We start from the raw sequence: 26,368 nt of genomic DNA on the forward strand, positions 1-26,368 counted from the left end.
GTGTGCAGGATGCCTTTGGGTTTTCCGGTGGTGCCGGAGGTGTAGAGGATGAAGAGGGGGTGTTCGGCGGGGAAGGGCTGGGCTTCGTGTTCAGGCGAAGCGGTGGATACGGTTTCGTGCCACCAGAGGTCGCGCCCGTCGGTCCACGGCACCTCGGTGCCGACCCGGCGCACCACCAGCACGTGTTCCACCGAGGACGGCACATCGCCCTTGGCGGCGAGCGCCTCGTCGACGGCCTCCTTGAGCGGTGCGGGCTTGCCGCGCCGCCACTGCCCGTCGGTGGTGATGATCAGGCGGGCTTCGGCGTCGTCCACCCGCTGCCGCAACGCGCTCGGCGAGAATCCGGCGAACACCACCGAATGGGTGAGGCCCAGGCGCGCGCACGCGAGCATGGACACGATCGCCTCGGGCACCATCGGCATGTAGATCGCGACCCGGTCGCCGGCTTGCAGCCCGAGCTCGGTCAGGTAGTTTGCGGCGCGTGAAACCTCGTCGAGCAGTTCGCGGTAGGTGATGTCGCGGGAATCGCCCGGCTCGCCTTCCCAGTGGATGGCGACCTGGTCGCCGTGCCCGTCGATGACGTGGCGGTCGACGCAGTTGTAGGCCACATTGAGCTCGCCGTCGGCGAACCAGCGTGCGACGGGGGCGTCGGTCCAGTCCAGGACCTGGGTGAAGGGCTTGTGCCAGTGCAGCCGGTTCGCCTGCTCGGCCCAGAAGCCGTCGCGGTCGGTCTCACCCCGCTCGTAGAGCGTGGCGTCCGCGTTGGCCGTAGCGGCGAAATCGGCGCTCGGCGGAAACGAATCCGGTTGTCCTGCAGCGGTTTCGGTCATGTCGAATCTGCCTCACATGCCTCGTGCGGTCGGGTCGGTCGCGAGGGCGCCAGCCCTGCTACCTCGACAGTAGTCAACGCACCCGCACCGCGCGGTGCCGTTGTATCGAGTACAGAGTGGGCGATTCCGGGCTATCGTTTTGAATCAACCGTTCAGCTGATGGTTTTCGAGAATTGTTCGAACCGGGAGAGAGCGTTTGAGATTCATCAGAGCGACCGCGCTGATCGTCGCGGTCCTGGCGGCGGGCAGTTTCACCCTGACCGCGTGCTCATCCGAAGACAGCATCGACCCGAACATCGTCACCGTCAATGGCGGCGAACCCCAGAATCCGCTGGTGCCGACCAACACCAACGAGAACATGGGCGGACGTGTCGTCGACCGCCTCTTCGCCGGGCTGAAGTACTACGACGCCACAGGTCAGGCGCATGACGAGATGGCCGAGAAGATCGAGACGGCCGATCGCAAATCTTACCGGATCACCATCAAACCGAACTGGAAATTCACCGACGGAACCACGGTGACGGCGAAATCTTTCGTCGATGCATGGAACTATGGTGCGCTGGGTACGAACGGTCAGTTGCAGAGTTATGCGTTCACCCCCATTGTCGGATTCGACGAGGTGAATGCGGAGAATCCGACCGCGCAGACGATGTCGGGACTGAAGGTGGTCGACGACCGCACCTTCACCGTCGAGCTGAAATCGCCCTCCATCGATTTCGAGAGCGCCCTCGGTTACGCGCCGTTCTACCCGCTGCCGGACTCGGCCTTCGCCGACATGGCCGCCTTCGGTGCCGCGCCGATCGGCAACGGCCCGTACTCCTTCGTCTCCTGGGAGCACAACCGCAGCATCGACCTGGTGGCCAACCCGGACTACCCCGGTGGCCGTCCGGCCAAGAACAAGGGCCTGCGATTCGTCATGTACGAGTCCTACGACACCGCCTACGCCGACCTGCAGGCCGGCAATCTCGACGCGCTCGACACCATCCCCGACAGCGCGCTGACCTCCTACAAGAGCGATCTCGGCGACCGCGCGATCACCAAGCCGACCGCGCAGAACCAGCACATCGGCGTCCAGTCGAATGTGCCGCACTTCGCCGGTGAGGAGGGCCTGCTGCGCCGCAGGGCCATCTCGATGGCGATCAACCGCCCGCTGATCAGCGAGAAGATCTTCAACGGATTGCGGGTCCCCGCCCGCGATTTCACGGCATCGACGCTGCCGGGCTTCAATGGCGACCTGCCGGGCGCCGAGGTGTTCGAATACAACCCGGACGAGGCCAGGAGGCTGTGGGCCCAGGCCGACGCCATCTCGCCGTGGTCGGGTCGCTACGAGATCGTCTACAACTCCGACGGCGGTCATCAGGCCTGGATCGAAGCCGTGATCAACAGCGTCAAGAACACCCTCGGTATCGACGCCGCCGCCAGCCCGGTGCCGACGTTCAAGACCGTCCGCGATGCGGTGAACGCCAAGACCATAGGCAAGGCCTTCCGGTACGGCTGGCAGGGCGACTATCCGACGATGATGCAGTTCCTGTCCTCGCAGTACTACAGCTACTCCGAGACCAACAATGTCGACTACAACAACCCCGAGGTCGACCGCCTCTTCGACGCCGCCATGGCCGCGCCGACCCAGGAGGCGTCGTATCAGCTGATCGCGCAGGCGCAGACGATCATGATCGAGGACATGGCCGACATCCCGATCTTCGACTACGTCGCCGCGGCGGGCCGGTCGGATCGGGTGACCAAGGCCGAGCTGGCCTGGAACGGCCTGTTCGACTTCGAGAACATCGAGAAATAGGCACGCGTAACTGGGCCGAGCCACACCCGGTGGCTCGGCTCGGTTCGCTGTCGGAGGAACCATGGCCTGGTACATAGTTCGGCGCCTGCTGCAGATGATTCCGGTGTTCCTCGGCGCGACCCTGCTGATCTACGCGATGGTCTTCCTGATCCCCGGCGACCCGATCCAGGCGCTGGCCGGTGAAAAGACCCTGACCCCGGCGGCCGAGGCGGCACTGCGCGCCCGCTACCACCTCGACCAGCCGTTCATCATGCAGTATCTGCACTACCTGGGCGGGATCTTCACCCTCGACTTCGGCACCTCGTTCTCGGGCAGGCCGGTGCGGGAGGAACTCGTGCGCGCCTTCCCCGTCACCATCAAGCTGGCCTTCCTCGCGGTGCTGATCGAGGGCGTGTTCGGCATCGCGTTCGGCCTGATCGCCGGCCTGCGCAAGGGCAAACTGTTCGACTCGGCCATGCTGCTGGCCAGTCTGGTGATCATCGCGCTGCCGGTCTTCGTCGTCGGCTATCTCGCGCAGTTCCTGCTCGGGGTGAAGTGGGGGATCGTGCCGGTCACCGTCACCGGCGACGCCAGTCTGGGCGAGCTGCTGGTACCGGCCTTCGTGCTCGGCGCGCTGTCGTTCGCTTACGTGCTGCGGCTGACGCGGAACTCGGTCGCGGAGAACAAGTCCGCCGACTATGTGCGCACCGCGACCGCGAAGGGGCTCGGCCGCAGGCGGGTGGTCACCGTGCACATCCTGCGCAATTCGATGATCCCGGTGGTCACCTTCCTCGGCGCCGACTTCGGTGCGCTGATGGCCGGCGCGATCGTCACCGAGGGCATCTTCAATATTCCCGGCGTCGGCGGGACCATCTACCAGGCGATCATCCGCGGCGAGCCGCCGACGGTGGTCTCGTTCGTGACGGTGCTCGTCGTGGTGTTCCTGCTGATGAACCTGGTCATCGACCTGCTCTACGCCGCGCTCGACCCGAGGATCCGCTATGCCTGACCGCCGGCAGCATTTCGTGGCACCGCCCGACGAAGTGACGGTGCTCGCCACCGACGGCGTCGTCGAGGAGGGCACCCCGACCAGCATCTGGGGCGATGCCTGGCGGCGGCTGCGGCGCAATCCGGTGTTCCTGGTGGCGATGGTGCTGATCACGCTGGTGCTGCTGGTGGTGCTGTGGCCGTCGCTGTTCACCGGCCAGGACCCGCAGTACTGCCTGGGCGAGTTCGGCATGGACGGCCCGCGGCCCGGTCACCCGTTCGGTTTCGACAAGCAGGGCTGTGATGTCTACGCGCGCACCATCTACGGCGCGCGCGCCTCGGTCAGCGTCGGTGTCGGCACGGCACTGGTATTCCTGCTGGTCGGCGGTGTGCTCGGGGCACTGGCCGGGTTCTACGGCGGGCTGCTCGACACGATCGTCTCGCGGATCGCCGAGATCTTCTTCGCGCTGCCGATGGTGCTGGCCGCCATCGTGCTGCTGCAACTTCTGCGTCCGGCGACGGTCTGGACAGTGATCGCGATACTGGCCGCCTTCACCTGGCCGCAGGCCGCGCGCATCGCCAGAGCCGCGGTGATCGAGGCCAAGAACAGCGAATACGTCACCGCCGCCAAGGCATTGGGGGTTTCCCGGTTCGGCACACTCGTGCGCCATGTACTGCCGAACTCGGCCGGTCCACTGATCGTGGTGGCCACGCTGTGGCTGGGCGTGTTCATCGTCACCGAAGCGACGCTGTCGTATCTCGGCGTCGGCCTGCCGCCCGACATCGTGTCCTGGGGCGCCGATATCGACCGGGCCAAGACCGAGATCCGCACCTCGCCGATCCTGTTCTATCCGGCGGCCGCGCTGGCGATCACCGTGCTGAGCTTCATCATGCTCGGCGACGCGGTCCGCGACGCGCTCGATCCGAAGGAGCGCAGGCGATGAGCGAACCTCTGCTCGAGATCCGCGATCTGTCGGTCGCTTTCACCAGCGACGGCAAGGCGGTGCCCGCGGTGAACGGGGTGAATCTCACCGTCTACCCCGGTCAGACCGTGGCCATCGTCGGTGAGTCCGGATCGGGCAAGTCGACCACCGCGCACGCGATCATCGACCTGCTGCCCGGCACCGGCACGGTCACCGGCGGGCAGATCCTGTTCGACGGCGCCGACCTCACCAAGGCCTCGGCCAAGGAGATCCTCGCGATCCGCGGCAACGGCATCGGCCTGGTACCGCAGGACCCGATGTCGAACCTGAATCCGGTCTGGAAGATCGGCTTCCAGATCCGGGAGACGCTGGCCGCCAACGGCATCGCCTCCGGTGACGCCGCCCGCGAACGCGCCGTCGAGCTGCTGGCCGAGGCGGGAATGCCGGACGCGCGGCGCCGCGTCAACCAGTATCCGCACGAGTTCTCCGGCGGCATGCGCCAGCGCGCGCTCATCGCGATCGGACTGTCGTGCCGGCCGAAGCTGCTCATCGCCGACGAGCCGACCTCGGCGCTGGATGTCACCGTGCAGCGGCAGATCCTCGATCACCTCGACCAGCTCACCGACGAGCTGGGCACGGCCGTGCTGCTGATCACCCACGACCTCGCCCTGGCGGCCGAACGCGCCGAGCACCTGGTGGTGATGTATCGCGGGCGGGTGGTGGAATCCGGTCCGGCGCTGCAGATTCTGCGCGATCCGCAGCACGCGTACACCAGGAAACTGGTGAGCTCGGCGCCCTCGCTGGCGGCGCGGCGGATGTCGTCGTCGCGGCAGCGCGCGCAGGTCCGTGCGCAGGCGATCGAGGCGGCCGAGCGGGACGGCGAGCAGCTGCCCGACACCGTCCTGGACGTGCGCGCCCTGACCAAGGCGTTCCAGATCCGGGGCAAGTGGCCCTGGCAGTCCAGTGATTTCGTCGCCGTCGACGACGTGAGTTTCACCGTCGAGCGGGGCACCACCACGGCCGTCGTCGGCGAGTCCGGCTCGGGCAAGTCGACGCTGGCGCAGATGGTGCTCGGCCTGCTGGAACCCACCTCGGGCAGCGTCGTCTTCGACGGGCAGGACGTGGCGCGGCTGGACCGCAAGGCCGCGTTCGCGTTCCGCAGGCGGGTACAGCCGATCTTCCAGAACCCGTACGGCTCGCTGGACCCGATGTACTCGATCTTCCGCACCATCGAAGAACCGCTGCGCGTGCACAAGATCGGGACCGCGGCCGAGCGCGCGGAGGTGGTGCGCGACCTGCTCGACAAGGTGTCGCTGCCGTCCTCGGTAGTGCGCCGCTATCCCAGCGAGCTCTCCGGCGGGCAGCGGCAGCGGGTGGCCATCGCGCGGGCGCTGGCGCTGTCACCGGAGCTGGTGGTCTGCGACGAGGCGGTCTCGGCGCTGGATGTGCTGGTGCAGGCGCAGATCCTCACCCTGCTCAACGACCTGCAGGCCGAGCTGGGGCTGTCGTATCTGTTCATCACCCACGACCTGGCCGTCGTCCGGCAGATCGCCGACAACGTGCTGGTCATGCGGGCCGGTGCGGTCGTGGAGGCGGCCGGTACCGACGAGGTGTTCGCCGCGCCACGCGAGGACTACACGCGCGCCCTGCTCGACGCGATTCCCGGCCGCGAACTTCGGATCGGCTGAAAGGCGCCCGCGCACCGGCGAATTCGCCGGCGCGGCCGCCTGATATGCCGCAGATCCGCTGGTCACGGGCGTATCGTCGGTAAAGTCCGAGATCGTGCGCAGGGGTAGGAGACGCCGATGGCGCTGGATCGTATCGATGCCGAACGTCAGGCCGAGCTGGAATCGCGGCGGCGCCGCGCGCGGACCCCGGCGGCCAAGCGGCTCGCCGAGGTGCCGTGGCCGGACCGCAGCTGGCCCCGCGTCGGCGGAATCCATGTGGTCGTCGGTGGCGCGGTACTGGAACGGTAGCCTCGTATGCCGTGACTGATCCGCTGCAGCCCCTGGTCGACCTGCCTGGCGTGCGTGAGGCCGCCGACAAGGCGCGCGACGCGCTCGCGGCGGTGCACCGGCACAAATCGAACCGGCGCGGCTGGGCCGTGACCGCCGCCGAGGCCGCGGTGCGCGCGGCGCGGTCGTCGGCGGCCATCGAGGGCGCGAGCACCGAGCTGCCCGCCGACGGACAGGTCAGCGATCCGGTACTGGCCGGCGCGCTGCGGGTGGGCCAGGCACTCGACGGTGACGCCCTGAACAATCTGGTCGGCACCTGGCGGCGCGCGCCGCTCCAGGCGCTGGCCCGGTTACATCTGCTCGCCGCCGCCGACCTGGTCACCGACGAACAGGAACTCGGCAGGCCGCGCGCCACCCCCGGCGTCGCCGAACGGCTCGACCTGCTCGCGCAGACCGTGCAGACCAGCAAGGCGCCCGCCCCTGTGATCGCCGCGGTCGTGCACGGTGAACTACTGACCCTGCGCCCGTTCGGCACCGCCGACGCCGTGGTCGCGCGCGGCGCGTCCCGGCTGGTCGCGGTGGCCAGCGGACTCGACCCGCACAGCCTCGGCGTGCCCGAGGTGTTCTGGCTGCGCCGCCGACAGGCCTACCTCGACGCCGCCGCCAACTTCGGGATGGGCACCGCCGAAGGGGTCGGCGGATGGGTGCTGTTCTGCGCGGGCGCGCTGGAAGACGGTGCCCGCGAGGCGAACTCGATCGCCGACGCCGCCGCCGCGGGCTGACCCGTACATCGAAACGGGCGGCGTAGCCGATTGCTCGACCTCGCCGCCCGCTAGCACGGAACACCCGGTTACCAAGCGTGCTGGGGTGGGTTGTGTTCGGTGGCCTCGGCGATCATCCGAACCCCGCCGGTTCTTCCCCGCAACCTGTGCGAGGCGTCCGCCGACGACTGCTCGAATTTCGCAGGCCCACAACTCTGCTGCCCTTGTCGCGGCGCGCTCCGCGTGGGTGCCTGGCGTCCGTGCTGGGAAGGGTGGGATGGGAGGCGACGCCTTCTCTTCCGGCTCCGTCTTGGCCTTCCGTCCTTCCGTGCCTCCATTCTTACACTGTGACCGCACTCACATCAAGCATTTCCCCGGCATTACCGAATACCGTCATTTTCGGCGTGTCCGCCCGCGATCCGTGCTGGGGGGTTGCCGTCTCGATGCAGGTCAGCGACGTTTCCGCAGCAGTCGGTAGCTGATCGCGCCGGCGATGATCGCGCTCAATCCCACGGCCGCCGTGGCCGCCACGGTGGTGCTCGACGGCGTCTGGAAACGCGACCACAGCGAGACCGGATTGGAGAAGGTCAGCACCGGCCAGCCGCGGGTGACCGCCTCCTTGCGCAGCCCCCGGTCGGGGTTCACCGCCGTGGGATGGCCGACGGCGCCGAGCATCGGCACGTCGGTCACCGAGTCGGAGTAGGCATAGCACTTGGACAGGTCGTAACCCTGTGTGGCGGCCAGCTTTTCGATGGCCGCGACCTTGCCCTCGCCGTAGCAGTAGAACTCGATGTCGCCGGTGTACTTGCCGTCCTCGACGACCATCCGGGTGGCCTCGGTGTGCGAGGCGCCGAGCACCTCGGCAATCGGGGTCACGATCTCCTCGCCAGAGGCCGAGACGATCACCACGTCGTGCCCGCGGATCTTGTGATCGGCGATCAGATCGGCCGCTTCGGCGTAGATCAGCGGGTTGACCAGATCGTGAAGTGTCTCGGCCACAATCGATTTCACCTGCTCGACATCCCAGCCCGCGCACATGTTGGCCAGGTTTGCCCGCATTCGTTCCATCTGGTCGTGATCGGCCCCCGAGAGCAGGAACAAAAAGTGCGCGTAGCTGCTCTCCAGGACCGCCCGGCGGTTGAGCAGACCCTGTGCGTAGAACGGTTTGCTGAACACGAACGCGCTCGACTTCGCGATCACCGTTTTATCGAGATCGAAGAACGCCGCGACGCGTCCGCCGGGCACCGGCGCCCGGCCGGTATCGGCGAGACTTGTGCTCTGGGGCGATGTCTGGTCGCGATCGTCGGTCACCTCAACAGAATAGGCACGCACCGCCGCCCCCGGCAGGAACCACCCTTCACAGCTACTTCCCAGGGTTTGCCCCGGGGACGCCGGAGGGCGCGAATCGCCGAAAGATGGTGGCGAACGCTACTTGCGCCCGCGCCGGGGGATGGGTGTAGTATTGCTGACACCTGGACATAGTCCAGGCGCGTTCAGCCCGACCCCCCGGGGCTGAACCCGACGGCCCCAGCCTCCTCCCCCCCGGCTGGGGCCGTCCTCTATTTCCGGCACAATCGGAAAAAGTTCTCCACACCCCCGAGTTATCCACAATCGGCAGATGATGGGTGTCGCCGGCTTGCGGCTTCGCGCACGCTGAATCGCATGAACCTCACCGCGGCACCCCGCAGCTCGACGCTCGCTCCCGCTCTGCTGCTCGTCGCCGACCCGCGACTGCGCGCCGAAGTCCGCCGCGTCGCGGCAGCGGCCGAGCGCGTCACCGACGAACGGGTGCTGCCGGTCAGCAGGCATGCCTGGTCCGGTGCGGGAATGGTGATCCTCGATACCGCCGCGGCGACAGCGGCCGCCACCACCGGATGTCCGCGACGCCCCGGAATCGTGCTGGTCACCGACGGTGAACCGGCGGTATCCGACTGGCAGGCGGCGACAGCGGTCGGCGCCGAGCGGGTCGTCGCGCTGCCCGGCGGCGCGGTCGCGCTGGTCGAACAGTTCGCCGAACACGCCGAGCTGCGGACCGGCGAAGGCATGGTCGTCGCGGTCGCCGGCGCGGGCGGCGGTGCGGGCGCGACCACGCTCGCCGCCGCCACCGCGCTCCGGGCTGCGGCCTTACAGCTGCGGCGCGACACGGTCCTGATCGACGGTGCGCCGCTCGACGGCGGCATCGACCTGGTGCTCGGCATGGAGAACACCGCCGGACTGCGCTGGCCCGACCTGGTGATCGAGGACGGCCGGGTATCCGCCGCGGCGCTGCACAACGCGCTGCCCGCGGCCGCACCGGGGTTGGCTGTGCTCTCCTGCGGACGGATCCGGCGGGGCGGGCACGAGCCGGGCGCTGGTCGTCCGCCGACCGAGCTGGCGCCGGCAGCGGTACGTGCCGTCATCGAATCCGGCAGGGCTGCAGGCGATCTGGTCGTCTGCGATGTCTCCGGTGAACGCGGATCGGCGGCTGACGCGATGGTCGATGCCGCCGATCTGGTCGTGCTCGTCGTTCCCGCCAGACTGCGTGCGATCGCGGCAGCCGAAGTGGTGGCCGACTATCTCGGCGAGCGAAATCCCAACCGGGGCTTGATTGTTCGAGGTCCCGCGCCTGGTGGATTGCGTGGCGCCGAGGTCGCCGAGGTGCTCGGCCTGCCGCTGCTCGCCGCCGTGCGCGGCGAGGCCGGACTGGCCGGGCGGCTCGAACGCGGCGGGCTGAGTGTGCGCAGGCGCGGCCCACTGCGGGATGCGGCCGACGCGGTGCTGGCGATGGTCGGGGCGGCGCCACGATGACCGCCTTCGTCACCGTCGAGCTGCTCGAACGCGTGCGGGAACGTCTCGCCGAGCACGCAGGCACACCCGACGCGGCCCAGCTGGCGGCCGCCATCCGCGCCGAGGCGGGCGGCGTGCTCGCCGACACCGACCTGCTGCGGGCACTGCGCCTGCTCCAGACGGAGATGACCGGCGCCGGACTGCTCGAGCCGCTGCTGCACGATCCGCGGGTCGCCGATGTGCTGGTCACCGGACCGGAATCGGTGTGGATAGATCGCGGACACGGCCTCGAACAGACCGACGTGCGATTCGCCGACGAGGCCGCCGTCCGTCGCCTGGCCCAACGGCTCGCCCTCGCCGCCGGCCGCCGCCTCGACGACGCACAACCCTGGGTCGACGGCAAACTCACCGGCACCGAGGCGACATTGGGCGACGCGTTCGGCGTCCGCCTGCACGCGGTCCTGGCCCCGGTCGCCCACGACGGCACCTGCCTGTCCCTGCGCATCCTGCGCCCCGCCACCCAGGGGCTCGACGCGCTGGCCGCCGCCGGCTCGGTGCCACCCCGCGCCCAGCGGCTGCTCGCCGACATCGTCCGCGCCCGCCTGGCATTTCTGGTGGTCGGCGGCACGGGCGCAGGCAAAACTACGCTTTTGTCCGCACTACTGGCCGCGGTCGATCCGGCCGAACGGATCGTCTGCGTCGAGGACGCGGCCGAGCTCGCGCCTGTCCATCCCCACGTCGTCCGCCTGGTCGCCCGCACCGCCAATGTCGAGGGCGTGGGCGCGGTCACGGTCCGCGATCTCGTCCGCCAGGCGCTGCGCATGCGTCCCGACCGCATTGTCGTCGGGGAGGTCCGCGGCGCCGAGGTCGTCGACCTGCTCACCGCACTCAACACCGGGCACGACGGTGGCGCGGGGACTGTCCACGCCAACTCACCGCAGGAGGTGCCCGCCCGTCTGGAGGCACTGGCGGCCCTGGGCGGGATGGACCGGGCCGCCCTGCACAGTCAGCTCGCCGCCGCCGTACAGGTGATCCTGCATGTACACCGGCGCGCCGACGGCACTCGTGAACTTCGCGAAATCGGTGTGCTCGAAAGGGATTCCGATGGAATCCGGATCACGCCCGCGTGGCGATCCGACGACCTCCCGACACCCGGGGCGGGCGAGTTGGAGCGTCTACTCGAGGTGCGACTCGGATGAGCGCTGTTACTTCCGTGCGATATGGCGCCGTGCCGTGCTGCTGCGACACCTGGCGGCGGGCTGTGATGCGTACCCGAGACGGTGTCCGTGCTGGTGCTGGTGCTGGTGCTGGTGCTGGTGCCGGTGCCGGTGTTCGAGCCGGTGCCGGTGCCGGAGCTGGTGGCTCTGTCACTGCCGGTGCGCGTGATTGTGCGGGTGTCGGTGGCCGTGCCTGTGCTGGTGCCGGTGTTCGAGCTGGTGCCTGTGAGGGTGCCGGTGCCGCGCACGTTCGGAGCGGAATTCGATTCTGGAGGAATGGGATTCGGTCGTTCGATCGTGCTTCAGGTCGGTCATCGAGTTGAGGGGCGGGCCGCACGGTGGGGATGAGTGATATGCCGCGGCATACGTCGCGTGATGGCACGTCTGCCTGAGGAAGGAGGTGGGGGTCATGGGGAGTGGGTTGCTGTGCTGCGCGATTGCGGTGCTTGTCCTGCCGAGGGCGAGTGATCGGCGCAGGTTCAGGCGGATGTTCGAGACCGACCGGAGTCCCGTGCGGGTGCACGTACCTGTGGAGTGGTGTGGAGGGATCGCGGTGGGCTGTTCGGCGTTCGCCTTCGGCATCGGTACCGGCCTGGCAGCACTCATGGTCGGGGTGACGTTCGCGGTGCGGCGGCGCCGTGGGCGAGGCGATCGTAGCCGCCGTCAGGAATGTGGATATCTGCTGGCCGGCCTCGAAGCCGTCGTCGGCGAACTACGGGTCGGCGCCCATCCGAGCGCGGCGGCCGAGTCCGCCGCGGGGGAGTCACGCGGCGAAGCCGCCCGTGTCTTGGCCATCAGTGCGGGGCGCAGCCGACTCGGCGGCTCCGGTGCGGACGGGTGGGTCCACCCGGATTCGATTGTGGCCGAGGAACTCTCGCGTATCGGCGTCGCCTGGCGGGTCGCCGAGGACCACGGTCTCGCCCTGGCCGAACTCCTGTCCGCGGCCCGCGCCGACCTCCTCGGCCGCATCCGCTTCCGCGACCGCACCGAAGCGGCCCTCGCCGGCGCCCGCGCCTCCGCCACGGTCCTGGCCGCACTCCCACTCGTCGGCATAGCCCTCGGTCAACTGATGGGAGCCGCCCCACTGTCGATTCTCTTCGGTTCCCCCGCAGGCGAACTCCTCCTGCCACTCGGCGCAGCCCTGGCCTGCTGTGGACTGCTGTGGACAGATGTCATCACCCGTCGAGGTGCGACATGACGGTCCTGCGCAAGGTCGGTGAATCGTCCCCGGGTGCTTCCTGTCGCCGTGCTCCGGTTCTGCAGTGTTGCGGTCTCAGGCAGGTGGTGGCCGCTGTGTGGATGTGGCGTTCCTGTGCGTTGTCGGTGTTTTCCTCGGCGGGGCTCTGGGGTGCTGTGGACAGATGTGATCACCTGTCGGGGCGCGACACGACCGCCCTTCGCGAGGTCGGCGAGTCGATCCCGGCTGCTTCCTGTCGTCGTGCTCCGGTTCTGCTGTGGCGCGGTCTCAGGCAGGTGGTCGTCGCAGCGTGGATGTGGTGTTCCTGTGCGCCGCTTACGTTTTCCTCGGTGTGGCCTGGCATGCGGTCCACCGCAGTCATCGCCCGTCGAGGCGCGACACGACAGACCCTTCGCGTGGTTGGGAGTGCGCAACGGCGCTCCCGGGTCACCTTGCGCGACGTCGTGTCGCGGTATCAGGCGGGCGAGGGCTGTCTATGTGGATGCGGTAATTCGCTGCGCAGTCAGCGGTTCTCCGCTCGGCACCTGTATGAGCCGCTGCCTTTGTACTCGTGCGGGTGTGCTCGGGGTGGGTGGTGGTCGGCGCTCGACCAGGTCCGCAGGCGTTATTGCCCCCGATCAGCTTGTCGTTCCGGGCGAGTACAGGCGGCGGAAGGTTGTGGATCGGGTCCGGCGGGTGCGTGGTGTGGATGAGTGGGGATCACTGGATGACCGAGGAGGAGGGTCGTGGTGGCTGTGAACGGTGGGGTGTCGCCCGGTGTGTTGCTGGTGGCCGCGGTCGCGGTGCTGGTGTTGCCGGGGCGGGTCGCGGTCAGTCGGCGGGTGCGGTGGTTGATGGGGCCGGAGGCCGTTGTGTCGGGCGCGGCGCCAGGGTCAGTGCGGGGCGATCCACTCGGGTCGGCGTCGGCGTTCGATCTGCTGGCCGCGTGCTTGCGGGCAGGCCTGCCGATGGCGGCCGCCGCGCGGGCAAGTGCGCCGACCGCGCCACCGGTATTACGTGCCGCGCTGCTCAGGGCAGCCGACCTGCTGGCGCTGGGGGCGGATGCGGCGACGGCCTGGGAGCGGGCGGCGGCCGACGCGGCCGGTTCGCCCGGCGCGGACGAAGTCGAGTCGCTGGCGCGGATGGCTCGCCGCTCGGCCAGATCCGGTGCCTCGCTGGCAGCGGCGGTGGGTGAGCTGGCGGTGCAGCGCCGCGAAGCGGTGGAGGACGCCGCCGTCGCCCGCGCCGAGCGGGCCGGCGTACTCATCGGCGGGCCGCTGGGACTGTGCTTCCTGCCCGCGTTCGTCTGCCTGGGGATCGTCCCGGTCGTGATCGGCCTCGCCGACCGGGTGCTCGGCGACGGCGGCCTGCTGTGACCGGCCACGTCGAGGCCACCGAAACGTCACCGCGCGGATCGGCCGCGCGGTGTGGAAGGAGAGGGGATCACGATGACGTTCGTTCGCACCGTATATATAGGAGCGCGCACCAGGCTCACCCGTCTGCTGATCGACGACGACGGTATGAGCACGGCAGAATACGCGATCGGCACGATTGCGGCGGCGGCCTTCGGCGCGGTGCTGTACGGGGTGGTGACTGGCGACAGCATCGTCAACGCCTTGACCCAGATCATCGACAAGGCGCTCAACACCAGCGTGTAAACCGCAGCGGCGCAAGAACTCTCGCAGGTGACGCAGGTGCGGTGACGGTCGAGGCCGCCATCGCCCTGGCCGCCCTGGTCTGCGCCGTCACCCTTTGCATCGGCGCCTTACTGGCCGCCTCCACCCAGGTCCGCTGTGTCGACGCCGCCCGGGAAGCCGCCCGCCTCGCCGCCCGCGGCGACACCACCCACGCCCTGTCCGCCGGAAAATCCGTTGCCCCACCCGGCGCGACCATCGACCTCCGTACCGAAGGCGCCCAGGTCGTCGCCACCGTCACGGCCACAACCCCGCTGCTACCCGGCCTGCACCTACAGGCTCGAGCAGTGGCCGTCGCAGAGCCGGGAGTGCGGAAGTGACGCCGGTCAGCGGGGAGGGGTGGGTTGCGGGGGACGCCTGTAGGTGGGGGAGTCGGGTGCGTGGTGACGGGGGTGGGGCGACGGCGTTCGCCTGTATCGCGCTGGCCGGGCTGATCTGTCTGACGGTGCTGGTGGGTCAGGTCGGGGCGGTGGTGGTGGCTCGGCATCGGGCGCAGGCGGCGGCGGATCTCGGGGCGCTGGCCGCGGCGGGGCTGTTGGTGGAGGGTGCGGAGGCGGGGTGCGCGGAGGCCGGTGTGGTCGCCGGGCGGATGGGGGTGGGGGTGCGGCGGTGCGTGGTCCAGCAGTGGGATGTGGTGGTCGGAGTGGAGGCGAATGTGTCGTTCGGAGTGTTCGGTGTGCGCACTGTCGTGGCGTCGGCTCGCGCCGGTCCGGTGGACGAGAGTGGGTGACGCGGAAGGATAGACACTGGTCGGTGGTTGTTCCGGACCGAACTATTACGAAATTCAATGGAATACCGCTGGTGCCATTCCCTGCGCATTCTTTGAGACGGCCGAGAAAAAAATGAAAAGAATGGTCTTGGTTACTCGCGCGTACCGGTGGGCAATGGGTCAGTTAACAGAAGAGTCGTCCTTTTTATTCTCCGGTTGATCAGCCGCAGGTCCGTCGTTGCTGGTCAACGCAAATTCGGTCAGCCGACCAGTAATCGGCTGGCGAGGTGTAGCGGTTGTCACGTCACCGGGACGGCGGCATCACGGGACGGCGGGCCCTGGTGTGGCGGCGCGTAGTTCGCGCAGAACGGCGCTCAGCAGGCGGCCCGCGGCGTCCTTGTCGAGCGGGTTGTTGCCGTTGCCGCACTTGGGCGACTGCACGCAGGACGGGCAGCCGTGCTGGCAACCACAGCTCCCGATCACGCTGAGAGTGGCCGCCAACCAGGCCTCGAGCTGGGCGTATCCCCGCTCGGCGAAGCCGGCACCGCCGGGTTGCCCGTCGTAGACGAACACCGTCGGCGCACCGGTGTCGGGATGTTCGGCGATGGAGACACCACCGATGTCCCAGCGGTCGCAACCCGCGACCAGGGGCAACATGCCGATCGCCGCATGCTCGGCGGCATGCAGTGCACCGGGGAGCTGGTCGTCGGTGATGTCCGCGGCGGCCAGCAGCACGGGCGTCACGGTATAGAGGACGGCCTTGGTGTGCAGAGTGTGCGCGGGCAGGTCGAGTTCCACCTGGTCGAGTACCTCGCCGGTGACCAGCGTGCGTAGGTAGCCGACGACCTGATTGGTCACCGCGACCTGCGCAAATGCCGCGGTGACCGCACCGTGGGCCCGCTCGTCCAGCACCGCTTCGATGCGGAGGGAGGTGACCTGCCGTGCACTGGTGGTGAAGCCGGGATCCACCTCGTTGACGAAGGCGACGCCGCCGTCGAGATCGAGCTCGTCGACCAGGTAGGTTTCACCCTGATGCAGGTGAACGGCCCCGTCGTGCAGGGTCGCCGGCGCACGACCGGCATCGGCGGTGCCGAGCAGCCGCCCGGTTTCGGCGTCGACGATGGCGATCGGCGCACCGAGACCGCCGCGGACGTCGACGGCGTCGTGCGGCTGACTGTGCGCGGTGACATGCCAGCGCGCGGCCTGCCCGCGCAGACCGGGCCTGCGCCGGATGAGGCCCTGTTCGGCCAGGTCAGCGAGCACTTCGCCGGCCTGCAGTTCGGCCACCTCGGCCTCGGAAAGGGGGAGTTCCAGCGCGGCACACAGTAATTGGGGACCGAGCACATAGGGGTTGTACGGGTCGGTGATGGTGGCCTCGATCGGCCGGTCGAGCAGCGCCTCCGGGTGGTTTACCAGGTAGGTGTCGAGCGGATCGTCGGTGGCGACCAGCACGACGAGTGACCCCTGCACCCGTCGGCCCGCCCGCCCGGCCTGCTGCCAGAACGAGGCGACCGTGCCGGGGAAACCGGCGATGACGACGGCGTCCAGCCCGGCGATATCGACGCCGAGTTCGAGTGCGTTGGTACTGGCCGCGCCGAGCAGCTCGCCCCGCGACAACGACTGTTCCAGCTCCCTGCGGTCCTCGGCCAGGTAGCCCGCACGGTAGGCCGCTATCCGTTCCTGCAGTTCAGGGGCGGTTTCGGCGAGCACCCGCCGGGCATCGAGCGCGATCAGCTCGGCGCCGCGCCGGGAGCGGACAAAGGTCAGTGTGCGCGCGCCCTCGGCCACCAGGCTCGCCATGATCTTGGCGGCCTCGCTGGTCGCGGTGCGTCGTACCGGCGCGCCGTTCTCCCCGGTCATGGCCTTGCTCAGGGGCGGTTCCCACAGCGCGACGGTCCGCGCGCCCCGCGGTGAGGCGTCCGCGGTGACGGCGGTGACCGCCGCGCCGATCAGCCTGCTCGCCGCGGCGGCCGGGTCGGCGCTGGTCGCCGAGCACAGGACGAACACCGGGTCCGCGCCGTAGAAACGGGCGATACGGCGGAGTCTGCGCAACACCAGTGCGACATGCGAACCGAACACGCCCCGGTAGGCGTGGCACTCGTCGACCACGATGTAGCGGAGGTTGCGTAGCACCCTGGCCCAGCGCTGATGTGAGCGCAGGATGCCGACGTGCAGCATGTCGGGATTGGTGAAGATCCACCGCGCATTGGCCCTGACCCACTGCCTGACCTCGGCGGGTGTATCACCGTCGTAGCTCGCCGGATGGGTCTCACGCAGGGGATTGTCGTGGATCAGGCCGCCGACGGCGCGCAGCTGATCGGCGCCGAGCGCCTTGGTGGGCGACAGATAGAGCGCGGTGGCGCGCGGATCCTCGTGTAGGGCGGTGAGTACCGGCAATTGGTAGCCGAGAGATTTCCCGGAGGCGGTCCCGGTGCTCACGACGACGTGCTCGCCGGCGGCCGCGAGCTCGGCGGTGCGGGTCTGGTGTGCCCACGGCCGCTCGATCCCGCTCGCGCGCAACGCTGTGACCAGCTCCGATGGCACCCACTCCGGCCAGTCGGTGGTGCGGGCGCGCTGTGCGGGGAGCTCAGCGGCATGGGTCAGCGGGCTGTCGTCGCCTGCCGCGTCCAGGAGGACACGATTCAGCAACGATCGACCGTAGCTGCGGCTCGATTCGGCCTCCCGGAGCTCGGTCCGGTCTGTCGGATTCATCCCAGACCTCTCTCCCGCGACACGGGAAGTGTGAAACGTGTGTGTGTCGAGACCGCTACCTGCGATTTCGTAACCCAATAGCGACCTGGGTCACAGCGGGTTTGCTGGAAGCTCGCCCGGTTATCATGAAGCAAACAGACTCAAAGTACGGATTCACCCATTGTGTCCCTTACCTGCACATTCGCAAGATCAAGAATTTTGCAAATTGTCGGTAACTCGGCTGTCGAATTGCTCAAAGACATGGTTCACTGGGTCTCGGTCGCAAGCTTCTGTGTTCGAGGGACGGATCGAAGGTCCAAACCATCAGCAGGATCGATGTTGCGAACGCCGTGCTCAGGATTTCCTTGCAGGGGGACCAACGGTACAGCGGTCGGAACGGGCCCGGTGGACGAACCCAGTTGTCCGCCGTTCCGGTAAGAAAGAGAAGGAACAGAATGGCACAGGGAACTGTGAAGTGGTTCAACGCGGAGAAGGGGTTCGGCTTCATCGCGCCCGAGGACGGCTCCGCTGACGTCTTCGTCCACTACTCGGAGATCCAGGGCACGGGCTTCCGTACCCTCGAGGAGAACCAGAAGGTCGAGTTCGAGGTCGGCCAGGGCACCAAGGGCCCGCAGGCCACCGGCGTTCGCGCGCTCTCCTGAGCTGCGAAACCCATCAACGCCCGTCCCCCACCTCCGTCTTCGGAGGTGGGGGACGAGCCGTTTTCCGGGCCCGATGCGTATGACTTTCGGGTGTCTTCGTAGCCTGGTCGACACGGCTACCCAGGTGCGCAGGGTATAAACGTCACTGGTGGCGATGTCCGAACGTCGCGCCGTCTGCCCCAGCCGCGCACCGAGCGGACATCCCGACGCGCGGATCTAGAAGGAAGGTGTTCGCCGGTGGCAACACGAGACCGCAGTTCAGCCGACCAGGGGCGTCCCCTGCGTCGTCTCGTGATCGTCGAGTCCCCGACGAAGGCCCGCAAGATCGCGCCCTACCTGGGCCGCAACTACACGGTCGAGGCCTCGGTGGGTCACATCCGCGACCTTCCGCGCGGCGCGGCCGATGTGCCCGCCAAATACAAGGGCCAGTCCTGGGCGCGCCTCGGTGTCGATGTCGACCACGACTTCGAACCGATCTATGTCGTCAGCCCGGACAAGAAGGCCAAGGTCTCCGAACTCAAGAGCCTGCTGGCCGACGCCGACGAGCTCTATCTCGCCACCGACCCCGACCGCGAGGGCGAGGCGATCGCCTGGCACCTGCTGGAGACGCTCAAGCCGAAGGTCCCGGTCCGCCGGATGGTCTTCCACGAGATCACCGAGCCGGCCATCCTCGCCGCCGCCGCCGACACGCGCGAACTCGACAACGATCTGGTCGACGCGCAGGAAACCCGCCGCATCCTCGACCGCCTCTACGGCTACGAGGTCAGTCCGGTGCTGTGGAAGAAGGTCATGCCCCGGCTCTCGGCCGGTCGCGTGCAGTCGGTGGCCACCCGGGTGATCGTCCGGCGTGAGCGTGAGCGCATGGCGTTCCGCTCCGCGGAGTACTGGGATATCGCCGCCAAGCTCGATGCCGGCGTCGACGAGTCCGCCGATTCGACCAACCCCCGCACTTTCGGCGCGCGGCTGGTGCAGGTCCAGGGCGACCGCGTCGCCTCCGGCCGCGACTTCGGGTCCGACGGACAGCTCAAGTCGGCCTCCGGTGTCGTCGTGCTGGACGAGACCTACGCGCGCCGGCTCGCCGAGGCACTCGACGGCGCCGACCTGGTCGTGTCCTCCGCCGAGGCCAAGCCCTACACGCGCAAGCCGTATCCGCCATTCATGACCTCGACGTTGCAGCAGGAGGCCGGACGCAAGCTGCGTTTCACCTCCGAGCGCACTATGCGGGTCGCCCAGCGGCTCTACGAAAACGGCTACATCACCTACATGCGTACCGACTCGACCACGCTGTCGGAGTCGGCGATCGCGGCGGCGCGTTCGCAGGCCACCCAGCTCTACGGCGCGGAATTCGTCTCGCCGTCGCCACGCCAGTACACCCGCAAGGTCAAGAACGCGCAGGAAGCACACGAGGCGATCCGTCCCTCGGGTGACACCTTCATGACCCCCGGCCAGCTGGCCGCCAAGGTCGACCAGGACGAGTTCAAGCTCTACGAGCTGATCTGGCAGCGCACCGTCGCCTCACAGATGGCCGACGCGCGTGGCACCACGCTGACGCTGCGGATCACCGGCACCGCCCGGACCGGCGAGGAGTGCGTGTTCTCCTCCTCGGGCCGCACGATCACCTTCCCCGGCTTCCTCAAGGCCTACGTCGAGAGTGTCGACGAGGAGGCGGGCGGCCAGTCCGACGACGCCGAATCGCGCCTGCCCGCGCTGGCGGAGGGCCAGGGCGTCACCGCCGTCGAGCTCACCCCCGACGGCCACAGCACCAACCCACCTGCCCGCTACACCGAAGCCTCGCTGATCAAGACGCTCGAAGAGCTCGGCATCGGCCGCCCGTCCACCTATTCCTCGATCATCAAGACCATTCTCGACCGCGGTTACGTCTACAAGCGCGGCAGCGCGCTGGTGCCGTCGTGGGTGGCGTTCGCGGTGGTCGGTCTGCTCGAGGCGTACTTCGGCCGGCTGGTCGATTTCGACTTCACCGCCGCGATGGAGGACGACCTCGACGCCATCGCCGGTGGTCGCGAACAGCGTGGAAACTGGTTGTCCAGCTTCTATTTCGGTGGCGATCACGGTGCTGAGGGTTCGGTCGCGCGTTCCGGCGGGCTCAAGAAGATGGTCGGCGAGCAGCTCGACGACATCGACGCCCGTGAAGTGAACTCGATCAAGATGTTCGTCGACGAGGAGGGTCGCGATGTCGTGGTCCGGGTCGGTCGCTTCGGTCCCTATCTCGAGCGGATGGTCGTCAATCCCGATGACCCGCAAGGTGATCCGGTCTCGCAGCGGGCGAACCTGCCCGACGATCTGCCGCCCGACGAGCTGACGCCCGAGGTCGCCGAGAAGCTGTTCTCCACTCCGCAGGAGGGGCGTTCGCTCGGCATCGATCCGGTGTCGGGGCACGAAATCGTCGCCAAGGAAGGACGTTTCGGCCCGTACGTCACCGAGGTGCTGCCCGAGCCGCCCGCCCCCGACCCGGCCGCGACGCCGGCGAAGAAGACCACCAAGAAGGCGGCCGAGGTCAAGCCGCGCACCGGGTCGCTGTTCAAGTCGATGGACCTGGCGACGATCACCCTCGACGACGCGCTGAAGCTGCTGTCGCTGCCCCGCGTGGTCGGCGCCGATCCCGCCTCGGGTGAGGAGATCACCGCGCAGAACGGCCGCTACGGCCCGTATCTGAAGAAGGGCACCGACTCCCGCTCGCTGGCGACCGAGGATCAGCTGTTCACCGTCACCCTCGACGAGGCGCTCAAGCTCTATGCCGAGCCCAAGCGGCGCGGCAGGCAGGCAGCCGCCGCGGCACCGTTGCGGGAACTGGGCAACGACTCGGCCACCGACCGGCCGATGGTGATCAAGGACGGCCGCTTCGGTCCGTACGTCACCGACGGCGAGACCAACGCGAGCCTGCGCAAGGGCGACGAGGTCGAGTCCATCACCGACGCGCGCGCCTCCGAACTGCTCGCCGATCGCCGGGCACGCGGTCCGGTGAAGAAGGCCGCGAAGAAGACGCCCGCGAAGAAGGCGGCCAAGAAGGCGCCGGCGAAGAAGGCCGCGGCCAAGAAGACCGCCACCAAAACGGCGACCAAGACCGCCGCCAAGAAGGCACCCGCCAAGAAGACCGCGGCCAAGAAGGCCCCGACGAAAGCCACCGGCACCGAAGAGGCCTGACCGCACTTGGACGGTTGATCACCAGGCCATGAGGGAGACAACGGCCGAGAGGCGAAATCCCTGAAGGCCTAGTGATCAACGGTCCAGCTTCCAGGTGGGGATTCGGGGGTGTCGGGGGGCGCGGCTAGGGTGTTCGGCGTGGCAGGTGTCTTCGATCGACTGGTCGGCCAGGGCGTGGTCGAGGCGGAGCTGACCGCTGCGGCGACGGTGGCGCGGGCCGGGGTCGTGACCGGGGCGATGACGCATTCGTGGCTGTTCACCGGGCCGCCTGGATCGGGCCGATCGGTGGCGGCGCTGTGCTTCGCCGCGGCATTGCAGTGCACCGATCCGGAGCGGGTCGGGTGCGGGGAATGTCATGCGTGCACCACGACGATGGCGGGGACGCACGGTGACGTGCGGCGCATCGTGCCCGAGGGGCTGAGCATCAGCACCAAGGAGATGCGCGCGATCGTGCAGATCGCCGCACGCCGGCCGAGTACCGGGCGCTGGCAGGTCGTGGTCGTCGAGGACGCCGACCGGCTCACCGAGGGCGCCGCCAACGCGCTGCTCAAAGTGGTGGAGGAGCCGCCGGACCGGACCGTGTTCCTGCTGTGCGCGCCCACGGTCGACCCCGAGGACATCTCGGTCACCTTGCGTTCACGGTGCAGGCATGTGCACCTGGTGACCCCGTCGGTGCCCGCGATCGCGCAGGTGCTGCGCGAACAGGATCGGCTCGATGCGAAGACCGCTAATTGGGCGGCTTCGGTCAGCGGCGGACATGTCGGCCGGGCCCGCCGCCTGGCCACCGACGACGACGCCCGCGCACGCCGCAAGCGCGCCTTGGCCCTGGTCACTGCCACCGAACGCCCCGGCGCCGCCTACGCCGCCGCCGACGAACTGGTGAAATCGGCCGACGACGAAGCCAAACAGATGAGCGCCGAACGCGACGACCGCGAACGCGATGAACTCGCCACCGCCCTGGGCGCGGGCGGCACCGGCAAGGGCGCAGCCTCGGCCACCCGCGGTTCGGCCGGCGTTATCAAAGACCTGGAACGTCGCCAGAAATCCCGCGCCACCCGCACCGGCCGCGATGCCCTCGACCGCGCCCTCATCGACGTCGCGGGCATGTACCGCGACGCCCTCGCCCTGCGCTTCGCCGGCCGCGGCGCCACCATCACGCTCACCCATCCCGACATGGCCGGCGAGATCACCGACCTCGCCGCCAAGGTCCGCCCCGAGGGCCTGCTCCGCAGCATCGACGCCGTCCTGGCCTGCCGGGAAGCCCTCGACCTCAACGTCAAACCCCGCTTCGCGGTAGCCGCCATGGTCGCCACCCTCCTCGCCGCCCGCTCTACCTGACTGCCCGGGCGGTCTTCGCGAAGGCGCGGAACATGTCGGACCCGGGCGTCATACTTCCGACATGCGATCAGGGGATGTGCGCAGCGGGGGTTCCACCGCGCCATCACCGACGACGCAGCCGACCTGCTACCCCTTCGCCCCCCACCTGCTGACGACAACGACCTGCAGTTTTCGCGTTCTGACCGCGAGGCGATAGACTCGCACCGCCGATAGGCACGCCGCCTTAGCTCAGTCGGTAGAGCGCTTCACTCGTAATGAAAAGGTCGGGGGTTCGATTCCCCCAGGCGGCTCCACGATCGCAGGCCCTTCCCGGATTCCGGGGAGGGCCTGCGGTGTTTCGCGTTCGCTATGTGCAAAGAAGTGTTTGCATAGGGATCTGTGCAAAGAGTAGTTTGTAACTATGGTGGATGAGGTTCCGGGGGCTCGGGAGATTGGTGATCCGGCGGCGTTGCGGGCGTTGGCGCATCCGTTGCGGCAGCGGATTCTGCGAGTGCTGGCGGAGCGGGGGCCCGCCACCGCTACGGGGTTGGGGGAGGTGCTGGGGGAGAACTCGGGGGCTACGAGTTATCACCTGCGGCGGCTGGCGGAGTACGGGTTCGTCGAGGAGGCGCCGGAGCTGGGGAAGGGGAAGGAGCGGTGGTGGCGGTCGCCGGCGAAGGATCTGCGGTATCGGATGGATCGGGCGGGGTCGCCGGAGGTGCGTGGGCTGCTGGAGGGGCTGGTCGAGCAGCACATCGCCGAGGATGTGGCGGCGTTCGAGCAGTTCAGGGCCGAGCGGGGGGAGCTGGGGGAGTGGGCGGACATGATGCCGTTCTCGCGGGGGGCGATCTACGCGACGCCGGCGGAACTGGAGGCGTTCTTCGAGGAGTACATGGTGCTGCTCAAGCGGTTTCAGGCCACCCATCAGCGGGATCGGCCCGGTGCGCGTCGCGTGCTGACCCGTTTTCTCGCCTTTCCGGCACCCGGTATGAACACCGCAGAGTAAGGCCCATCGTGCTTCGTCGAATCATCCTGCTGGTCTTGCTGATCGCCGCTGTCACCGGAATTCCGGCGGCGCACGCGCAGCCGGCCACGACCGAGATCACCTTCCAGCGCGGCGACGGCACCACGACGACAGGCACGGTGTACGCGCCGCCCGGCGCCACCGGCAAACCGGGTGTCGTGCTGGTCCACGGGTCGGGGGACGGCACCGGTGACCACTACGACGTGGTCGCGGCCGCGTTCGCCGAGCAGGGTGTGGTCGCGCTGCGCTACGCCAAGCGCACCGAGGGGTACACCCCGGCGCACCGGGACTATTCGCTGCTCGCCGATGACGTGCTGTCCGCCCTCGCGGCCCTGCGGGCGCGGCCCGAGGTCGACCCGGCCAGGGTCGGGATCTGGGGGCTGTCCGAGGGCGGCTGGGTGGCGCCACTGGCCGCGTCGCGATCGGGTGACGCGGCGTTCCTGATCACCGTCGCCGCGAACTCGGCCACGCCGTCGGCGCAGCAGAACTGGGCGAACGAGACCAGGCTGGCAGCCTCGGGGATTCGTGGATCGATGGCAGATGTCCTGGCCCGCAACGCTATTCGCCAGCTCGTCGGGGCCGGGCAGTTCGCCCAGGCCGGCTACGACCCGATTCCGGTCCTGGAGCGGATCGATCAGCCGGTCCTGGCCATCTGGGGTGACCAGGACCGGCTCACCCCGCCGGGTGACAGCTTGCGCGAATTCCAGCGGACCTTCGAGCGGGTCGGCAAGACGAACTACACGCTGCGCACACTGCCGAACGCCCAGCACGGCGGTCAGCCGACCACCGACGGTTTCGACAAGCTGCCGGGGCTGGTCCCTGGTTACGCGGAGCTCATGGGCACGTGGGTGAACGGGCTTCCGGGAACAGCGGACAAGCCGTCAGCGGATGATCCCGCGGTGCAAGCGCATGCGCTGCGTGAGCTGGAACCTGTCGCGTGGTGGGAGGCGGCGGTGGTGCAGCTGGTGCTGCTGTTCGTCGTGATCGCGGCGCTGAGTGGTTACGCGTTGACCGGGTGGGTCGCCGCGTGGCGGCTGCGCGGTGGGCTGCCCGCGCGAATCCTGGTGGGCGCGGGACTGGTCGGCGTCGTCGGCGCGGTCGTGCTGCTCGGCTATCTGCTCACCTCGCGGGCCACCGACTTCGGTCCCTTGGTGTTCGGGCGGACGCTGCCCTGGCTGGGGTTGCAGGTGGTGGCTGTCGTCGCGGTGCTCGCCCTGGGATTCGTCGTCGCCGGCGCGCGCTCCACCCTGGCGGGTGTGGGTACGGCCGCGCGGGTGCGGTGGGCGGTGCTGGTCGGTGGCGGCGTTGGCTTCGTGGTCTGGGCGCTGTACTGGGGACTGCTGGTGCCGTGAACGCGAAAAGGCCCCGCCGGGGAGGCGAGGCCTTGTCTCGAGTTGCTTCCGAGCCGGGCGACGTTGACCGGACTCGGAAGGAACGGACTCGGGTCAGCGGGCGGCGACGTTGCGGCGGGTGGCCCGAGAGTTCTTGGCGGAGCGCAGGATCTGGCGCAGGATGGCGTCGAAGGCGGCGGTGTCTTCGATATTGCCGAGGTGGCCGTGCGGGAGGATGTGGAAGTCCGCGAGGTGGCCGGTGCGGCGGAGGGTGTCGATGAGCGGGCGGGACAGGCGCTGCGGGAGCAGCCGGTCCTGGGCGCCGGCGATCACGGTGGTGGGGACATTGAGGTTGGCGGTGCCCTGAGACAGGTCCATGTCGGCCATCGCGGCGGCGTGGCGGCCGCGCGCGAGCGGGCGGCAGGAGCGGATGATGCCGATCGCGAAATCGACCTCGTCGGCGGTGGCCTCCGGGGTGACGATGCGGTAGCGGAAGATCTGCTCGGTGAGCCAGCCGCCGGGGATCGGCAGCGGCGCGAACAGCAGCGACTCGCTGATCGGCTGCGGCATGCGCACCGGCGCGCCGAGCACGGTGACCGGGTATTGGCCGACGGTGAGCTGCTTGTTCAGCACCGGCAGCATGTCGGTTTCCCAGCGGATATCGGCATTGGCGGTATTGGCCAGCAGTACCGCGGAAGCCCGTTCGGCGACCTGCTCGGGGTAATGCTTGGCCCAAGCCTGGATGGTGAGGCCGCCCATGCTGTGCCCGGCCAGGACGGCCTGCTCGCCGGGACGCAGCGTCGCGTCGAGGACGGCGGTGAGGTCGTCGGCGAGGGTGTGCTCGCTGGGGGCGACGGTGCCGAGGGTGGACTCGCCGTGGCCGCGCTGGTCGTAGCTGACCACGCGGTACTCGCCGGCGAAGGCGCTGATCTGCGGGTTCCAGTATTCGATGCTGCACGCCCAGCCGTGGATGAGCACCAGGGTGGGGGCGGTATCGGGACCGTAGACGTGCACCCGCAGGTCCGCGCCGTCGGCGGTGTGGACCGGAACGACCCGGGGGGCGACGGCGGGGGTGTTGAGCCTCGCCGTGGCGAAACTGCGATTCCGCAGTCCGGCGCGGAACGGGGCGGTCAGGGCGCCGGTCTCTACGTTCGAGACCAGGTTTCGCGCTGCCGCGAGCGTCATCATCGACTTCGCAAGCATGTCGGCACTCCTTTGTGTCGTAGGCCACCGTACCGTGCAAGCGCGCGTGCTAGCTAGTGTTAGCGGGTCAGAGTGTCTCATTTGTTGCGGAGTGTGTCCTGGAGCGCTCGGACACTGTGAAATCGCACGAAATCGCCGGAAAGTTACGGCGTGGCGTGAATTGTCACGCGGCTGGCGGCCCGGAT

At 68.7% G+C, this 26,368-nt stretch carries 23 protein-coding genes and 1 tRNA gene; 20 read left to right on the top strand and 4 right to left on the bottom strand.

What is annotated here, in order from left to right; all coding sequences use genetic code 11:
• The coding region (locus ACFXK0_RS26770; RefSeq protein WP_379413682.1) for an AMP-binding protein at positions 1-830 on the bottom strand (830 nt) is incomplete at its 3' end.
• A 205-nt stretch (positions 831-1,035) separates the two neighbouring features.
• On the opposite strand from ACFXK0_RS26770, the gene ACFXK0_RS26775 reads away from it, so the two are divergent.
• The 6 genes from ACFXK0_RS26775 (at position 1,036) to ACFXK0_RS26800 (ending at position 7,251) form a co-directional block, all read left to right on the top strand.
• Complete coding sequence (locus ACFXK0_RS26775; RefSeq protein ID WP_379413744.1) at positions 1,036-2,625, top strand: ABC transporter substrate-binding protein; 1,590 nt, start codon at positions 1,036-1,038, stop codon at positions 2,623-2,625.
• A gap of 61 nt (positions 2,626-2,686) precedes the next feature.
• Complete coding sequence (locus ACFXK0_RS26780) at positions 2,687-3,613, top strand: ABC transporter permease (protein ID WP_379413684.1); 927 nt, start codon at positions 2,687-2,689, stop codon at positions 3,611-3,613.
• Complete coding sequence (locus ACFXK0_RS26785; protein ID WP_379413685.1) at positions 3,606-4,535, top strand: ABC transporter permease; 930 nt, start codon at positions 3,606-3,608, stop codon at positions 4,533-4,535. Before ACFXK0_RS26780 ends, ACFXK0_RS26785 begins: the two co-directional genes overlap by 8 nt.
• Positions 4,532-6,202, top strand: a complete 1,671-nt coding sequence (locus tag ACFXK0_RS26790) for an ABC transporter ATP-binding protein (protein WP_379413687.1) — start codon at positions 4,532-4,534, stop codon at positions 6,200-6,202. Before ACFXK0_RS26785 ends, ACFXK0_RS26790 begins: the two co-directional genes overlap by 4 nt.
• Positions 6,203-6,319: 117 nt before the next feature.
• Positions 6,320-6,490: a hypothetical protein gene (locus ACFXK0_RS26795; RefSeq protein WP_379413688.1), complete on the top strand. Its 171-nt coding sequence runs from the start codon at positions 6,320-6,322 to the stop codon at positions 6,488-6,490.
• An 11-nt stretch (positions 6,491-6,501) separates the two neighbouring features.
• Positions 6,502-7,251 (top strand): oxidoreductase, encoded by a 750-nt coding sequence (locus ACFXK0_RS26800; protein WP_379413689.1) that lies wholly within the window; start codon positions 6,502-6,504, stop codon positions 7,249-7,251.
• A gap of 429 nt (positions 7,252-7,680) precedes the next feature.
• Here the strand turns inward: ACFXK0_RS26800 and ACFXK0_RS26805 are convergent, their stop codons facing one another.
• Entirely contained in the window at positions 7,681-8,475 is a 795-nt protein-coding gene (locus ACFXK0_RS26805) for an HAD-IB family hydrolase (protein ID WP_379413745.1), read from the bottom strand.
• Positions 8,476-8,892: 417 nt separating this feature from the next.
• Between ACFXK0_RS26805 and ssd the strand changes: the two genes are divergently transcribed.
• From ssd to ACFXK0_RS26845, 8 genes are all read left to right on the top strand, one after another.
• Positions 8,893-10,017, top strand: a complete 1,125-nt coding sequence (ssd, locus tag ACFXK0_RS26810) for a septum site-determining protein Ssd (RefSeq protein WP_379413691.1) — start codon at positions 8,893-8,895, stop codon at positions 10,015-10,017.
• The gene (locus tag ACFXK0_RS26815) at positions 10,014-11,195 is read left to right on the top strand and encodes a TadA family conjugal transfer-associated ATPase (protein ID WP_379413693.1); all 1,182 of its coding nucleotides are present in this window, start codon (positions 10,014-10,016) and stop codon (positions 11,193-11,195) included. The genes ssd and ACFXK0_RS26815 overlap by 4 nt, the downstream gene beginning before the upstream one ends.
• An 87-nt stretch (positions 11,196-11,282) precedes the next feature.
• The gene (locus ACFXK0_RS26820) at positions 11,283-11,561 is read left to right on the top strand and encodes a hypothetical protein (RefSeq protein ID WP_379413695.1); all 279 of its coding nucleotides are present in this window, start codon (positions 11,283-11,285) and stop codon (positions 11,559-11,561) included.
• A 139-nt stretch (positions 11,562-11,700) separates the two neighbouring features.
• Complete coding sequence (locus ACFXK0_RS26825; RefSeq protein ID WP_379413696.1) at positions 11,701-12,411, top strand: hypothetical protein; 711 nt, start codon at positions 11,701-11,703, stop codon at positions 12,409-12,411.
• A gap of 728 nt (positions 12,412-13,139) precedes the next feature.
• Entirely contained in the window at positions 13,140-13,766 is a 627-nt protein-coding gene (locus ACFXK0_RS26830; protein WP_379413697.1) for a type II secretion system F family protein, read from the top strand.
• 72 nt (positions 13,767-13,838) lie between these two features.
• Complete coding sequence (locus ACFXK0_RS26835; RefSeq protein ID WP_375932937.1) at positions 13,839-14,048, top strand: DUF4244 domain-containing protein; 210 nt, start codon at positions 13,839-13,841, stop codon at positions 14,046-14,048.
• Between the two features lie 41 nt (positions 14,049-14,089).
• Positions 14,090-14,404 carry a TadE family type IV pilus minor pilin gene (locus tag ACFXK0_RS26840; protein ID WP_379413699.1) on the top strand — a complete coding sequence of 105 codons (315 nt, stop codon included), beginning with the start codon at positions 14,090-14,092 and terminating at the stop codon, positions 14,402-14,404.
• A 56-nt stretch (positions 14,405-14,460) separates the two neighbouring features.
• Positions 14,461-14,814, top strand: a complete 354-nt coding sequence (locus ACFXK0_RS26845) for an Rv3654c family TadE-like protein (RefSeq protein ID WP_379413701.1) — start codon at positions 14,461-14,463, stop codon at positions 14,812-14,814.
• A 300-nt stretch (positions 14,815-15,114) separates the two neighbouring features.
• Here ACFXK0_RS26845 and ACFXK0_RS26850 read toward each other — a convergent pair whose 3' ends face one another.
• Positions 15,115-17,505 (bottom strand): DEAD/DEAH box helicase, encoded by a 2,391-nt coding sequence (locus ACFXK0_RS26850; protein WP_379413703.1) that lies wholly within the window; start codon positions 17,503-17,505, stop codon positions 15,115-15,117.
• Positions 17,506-17,939: 434 nt separating this feature from the next.
• Between ACFXK0_RS26850 and ACFXK0_RS26855 the strand changes: the two genes are divergently transcribed.
• From ACFXK0_RS26855 to ACFXK0_RS26880, 6 genes are all read left to right on the top strand, one after another.
• The gene (locus ACFXK0_RS26855; RefSeq protein ID WP_019044597.1) at positions 17,940-18,146 is read left to right on the top strand and encodes a cold-shock protein; all 207 of its coding nucleotides are present in this window, start codon (positions 17,940-17,942) and stop codon (positions 18,144-18,146) included.
• A 291-nt stretch (positions 18,147-18,437) separates the two neighbouring features.
• Entirely contained in the window at positions 18,438-21,308 is a 2,871-nt protein-coding gene (gene topA / locus ACFXK0_RS26860) for a type I DNA topoisomerase (RefSeq protein WP_379413747.1), read from the top strand.
• A 138-nt stretch (positions 21,309-21,446) separates the two neighbouring features.
• The gene (locus ACFXK0_RS26865) at positions 21,447-22,646 is read left to right on the top strand and encodes a DNA polymerase III subunit delta' (protein WP_379413705.1); all 1,200 of its coding nucleotides are present in this window, start codon (positions 21,447-21,449) and stop codon (positions 22,644-22,646) included.
• A gap of 217 nt (positions 22,647-22,863) precedes the next feature.
• Positions 22,864-22,939 (top strand) — tRNA-Thr (locus ACFXK0_RS26870).
• Between the two features lie 107 nt (positions 22,940-23,046).
• On the top strand, positions 23,047-23,631 hold the full coding sequence (locus tag ACFXK0_RS26875) for an ArsR/SmtB family transcription factor (protein WP_379413706.1): 585 nt from the start codon (positions 23,047-23,049) through the stop codon (positions 23,629-23,631).
• An 8-nt stretch (positions 23,632-23,639) separates the two neighbouring features.
• Positions 23,640-25,001 carry an alpha/beta hydrolase family protein gene (locus tag ACFXK0_RS26880; RefSeq protein ID WP_379413708.1) on the top strand — a complete coding sequence of 454 codons (1,362 nt, stop codon included), beginning with the start codon at positions 23,640-23,642 and terminating at the stop codon, positions 24,999-25,001.
• Positions 25,002-25,094: 93 nt separating this feature from the next.
• Here the strand turns inward: ACFXK0_RS26880 and ACFXK0_RS26885 are convergent, their stop codons facing one another.
• A complete protein-coding gene (locus ACFXK0_RS26885; RefSeq protein WP_379413710.1) occupies positions 25,095-26,183 on the bottom strand; it encodes an alpha/beta fold hydrolase in 1,089 nt (362 codons plus the stop codon).
• Between the last annotated feature and the right edge of the window lie 185 nt (positions 26,184-26,368).

It is taken from the genome of Nocardia sp. NPDC059177 (assembly GCF_042755165.1).
Taxonomy (GTDB): Bacteria; Actinomycetota; Actinomycetes; order Mycobacteriales; family Mycobacteriaceae; genus Nocardia.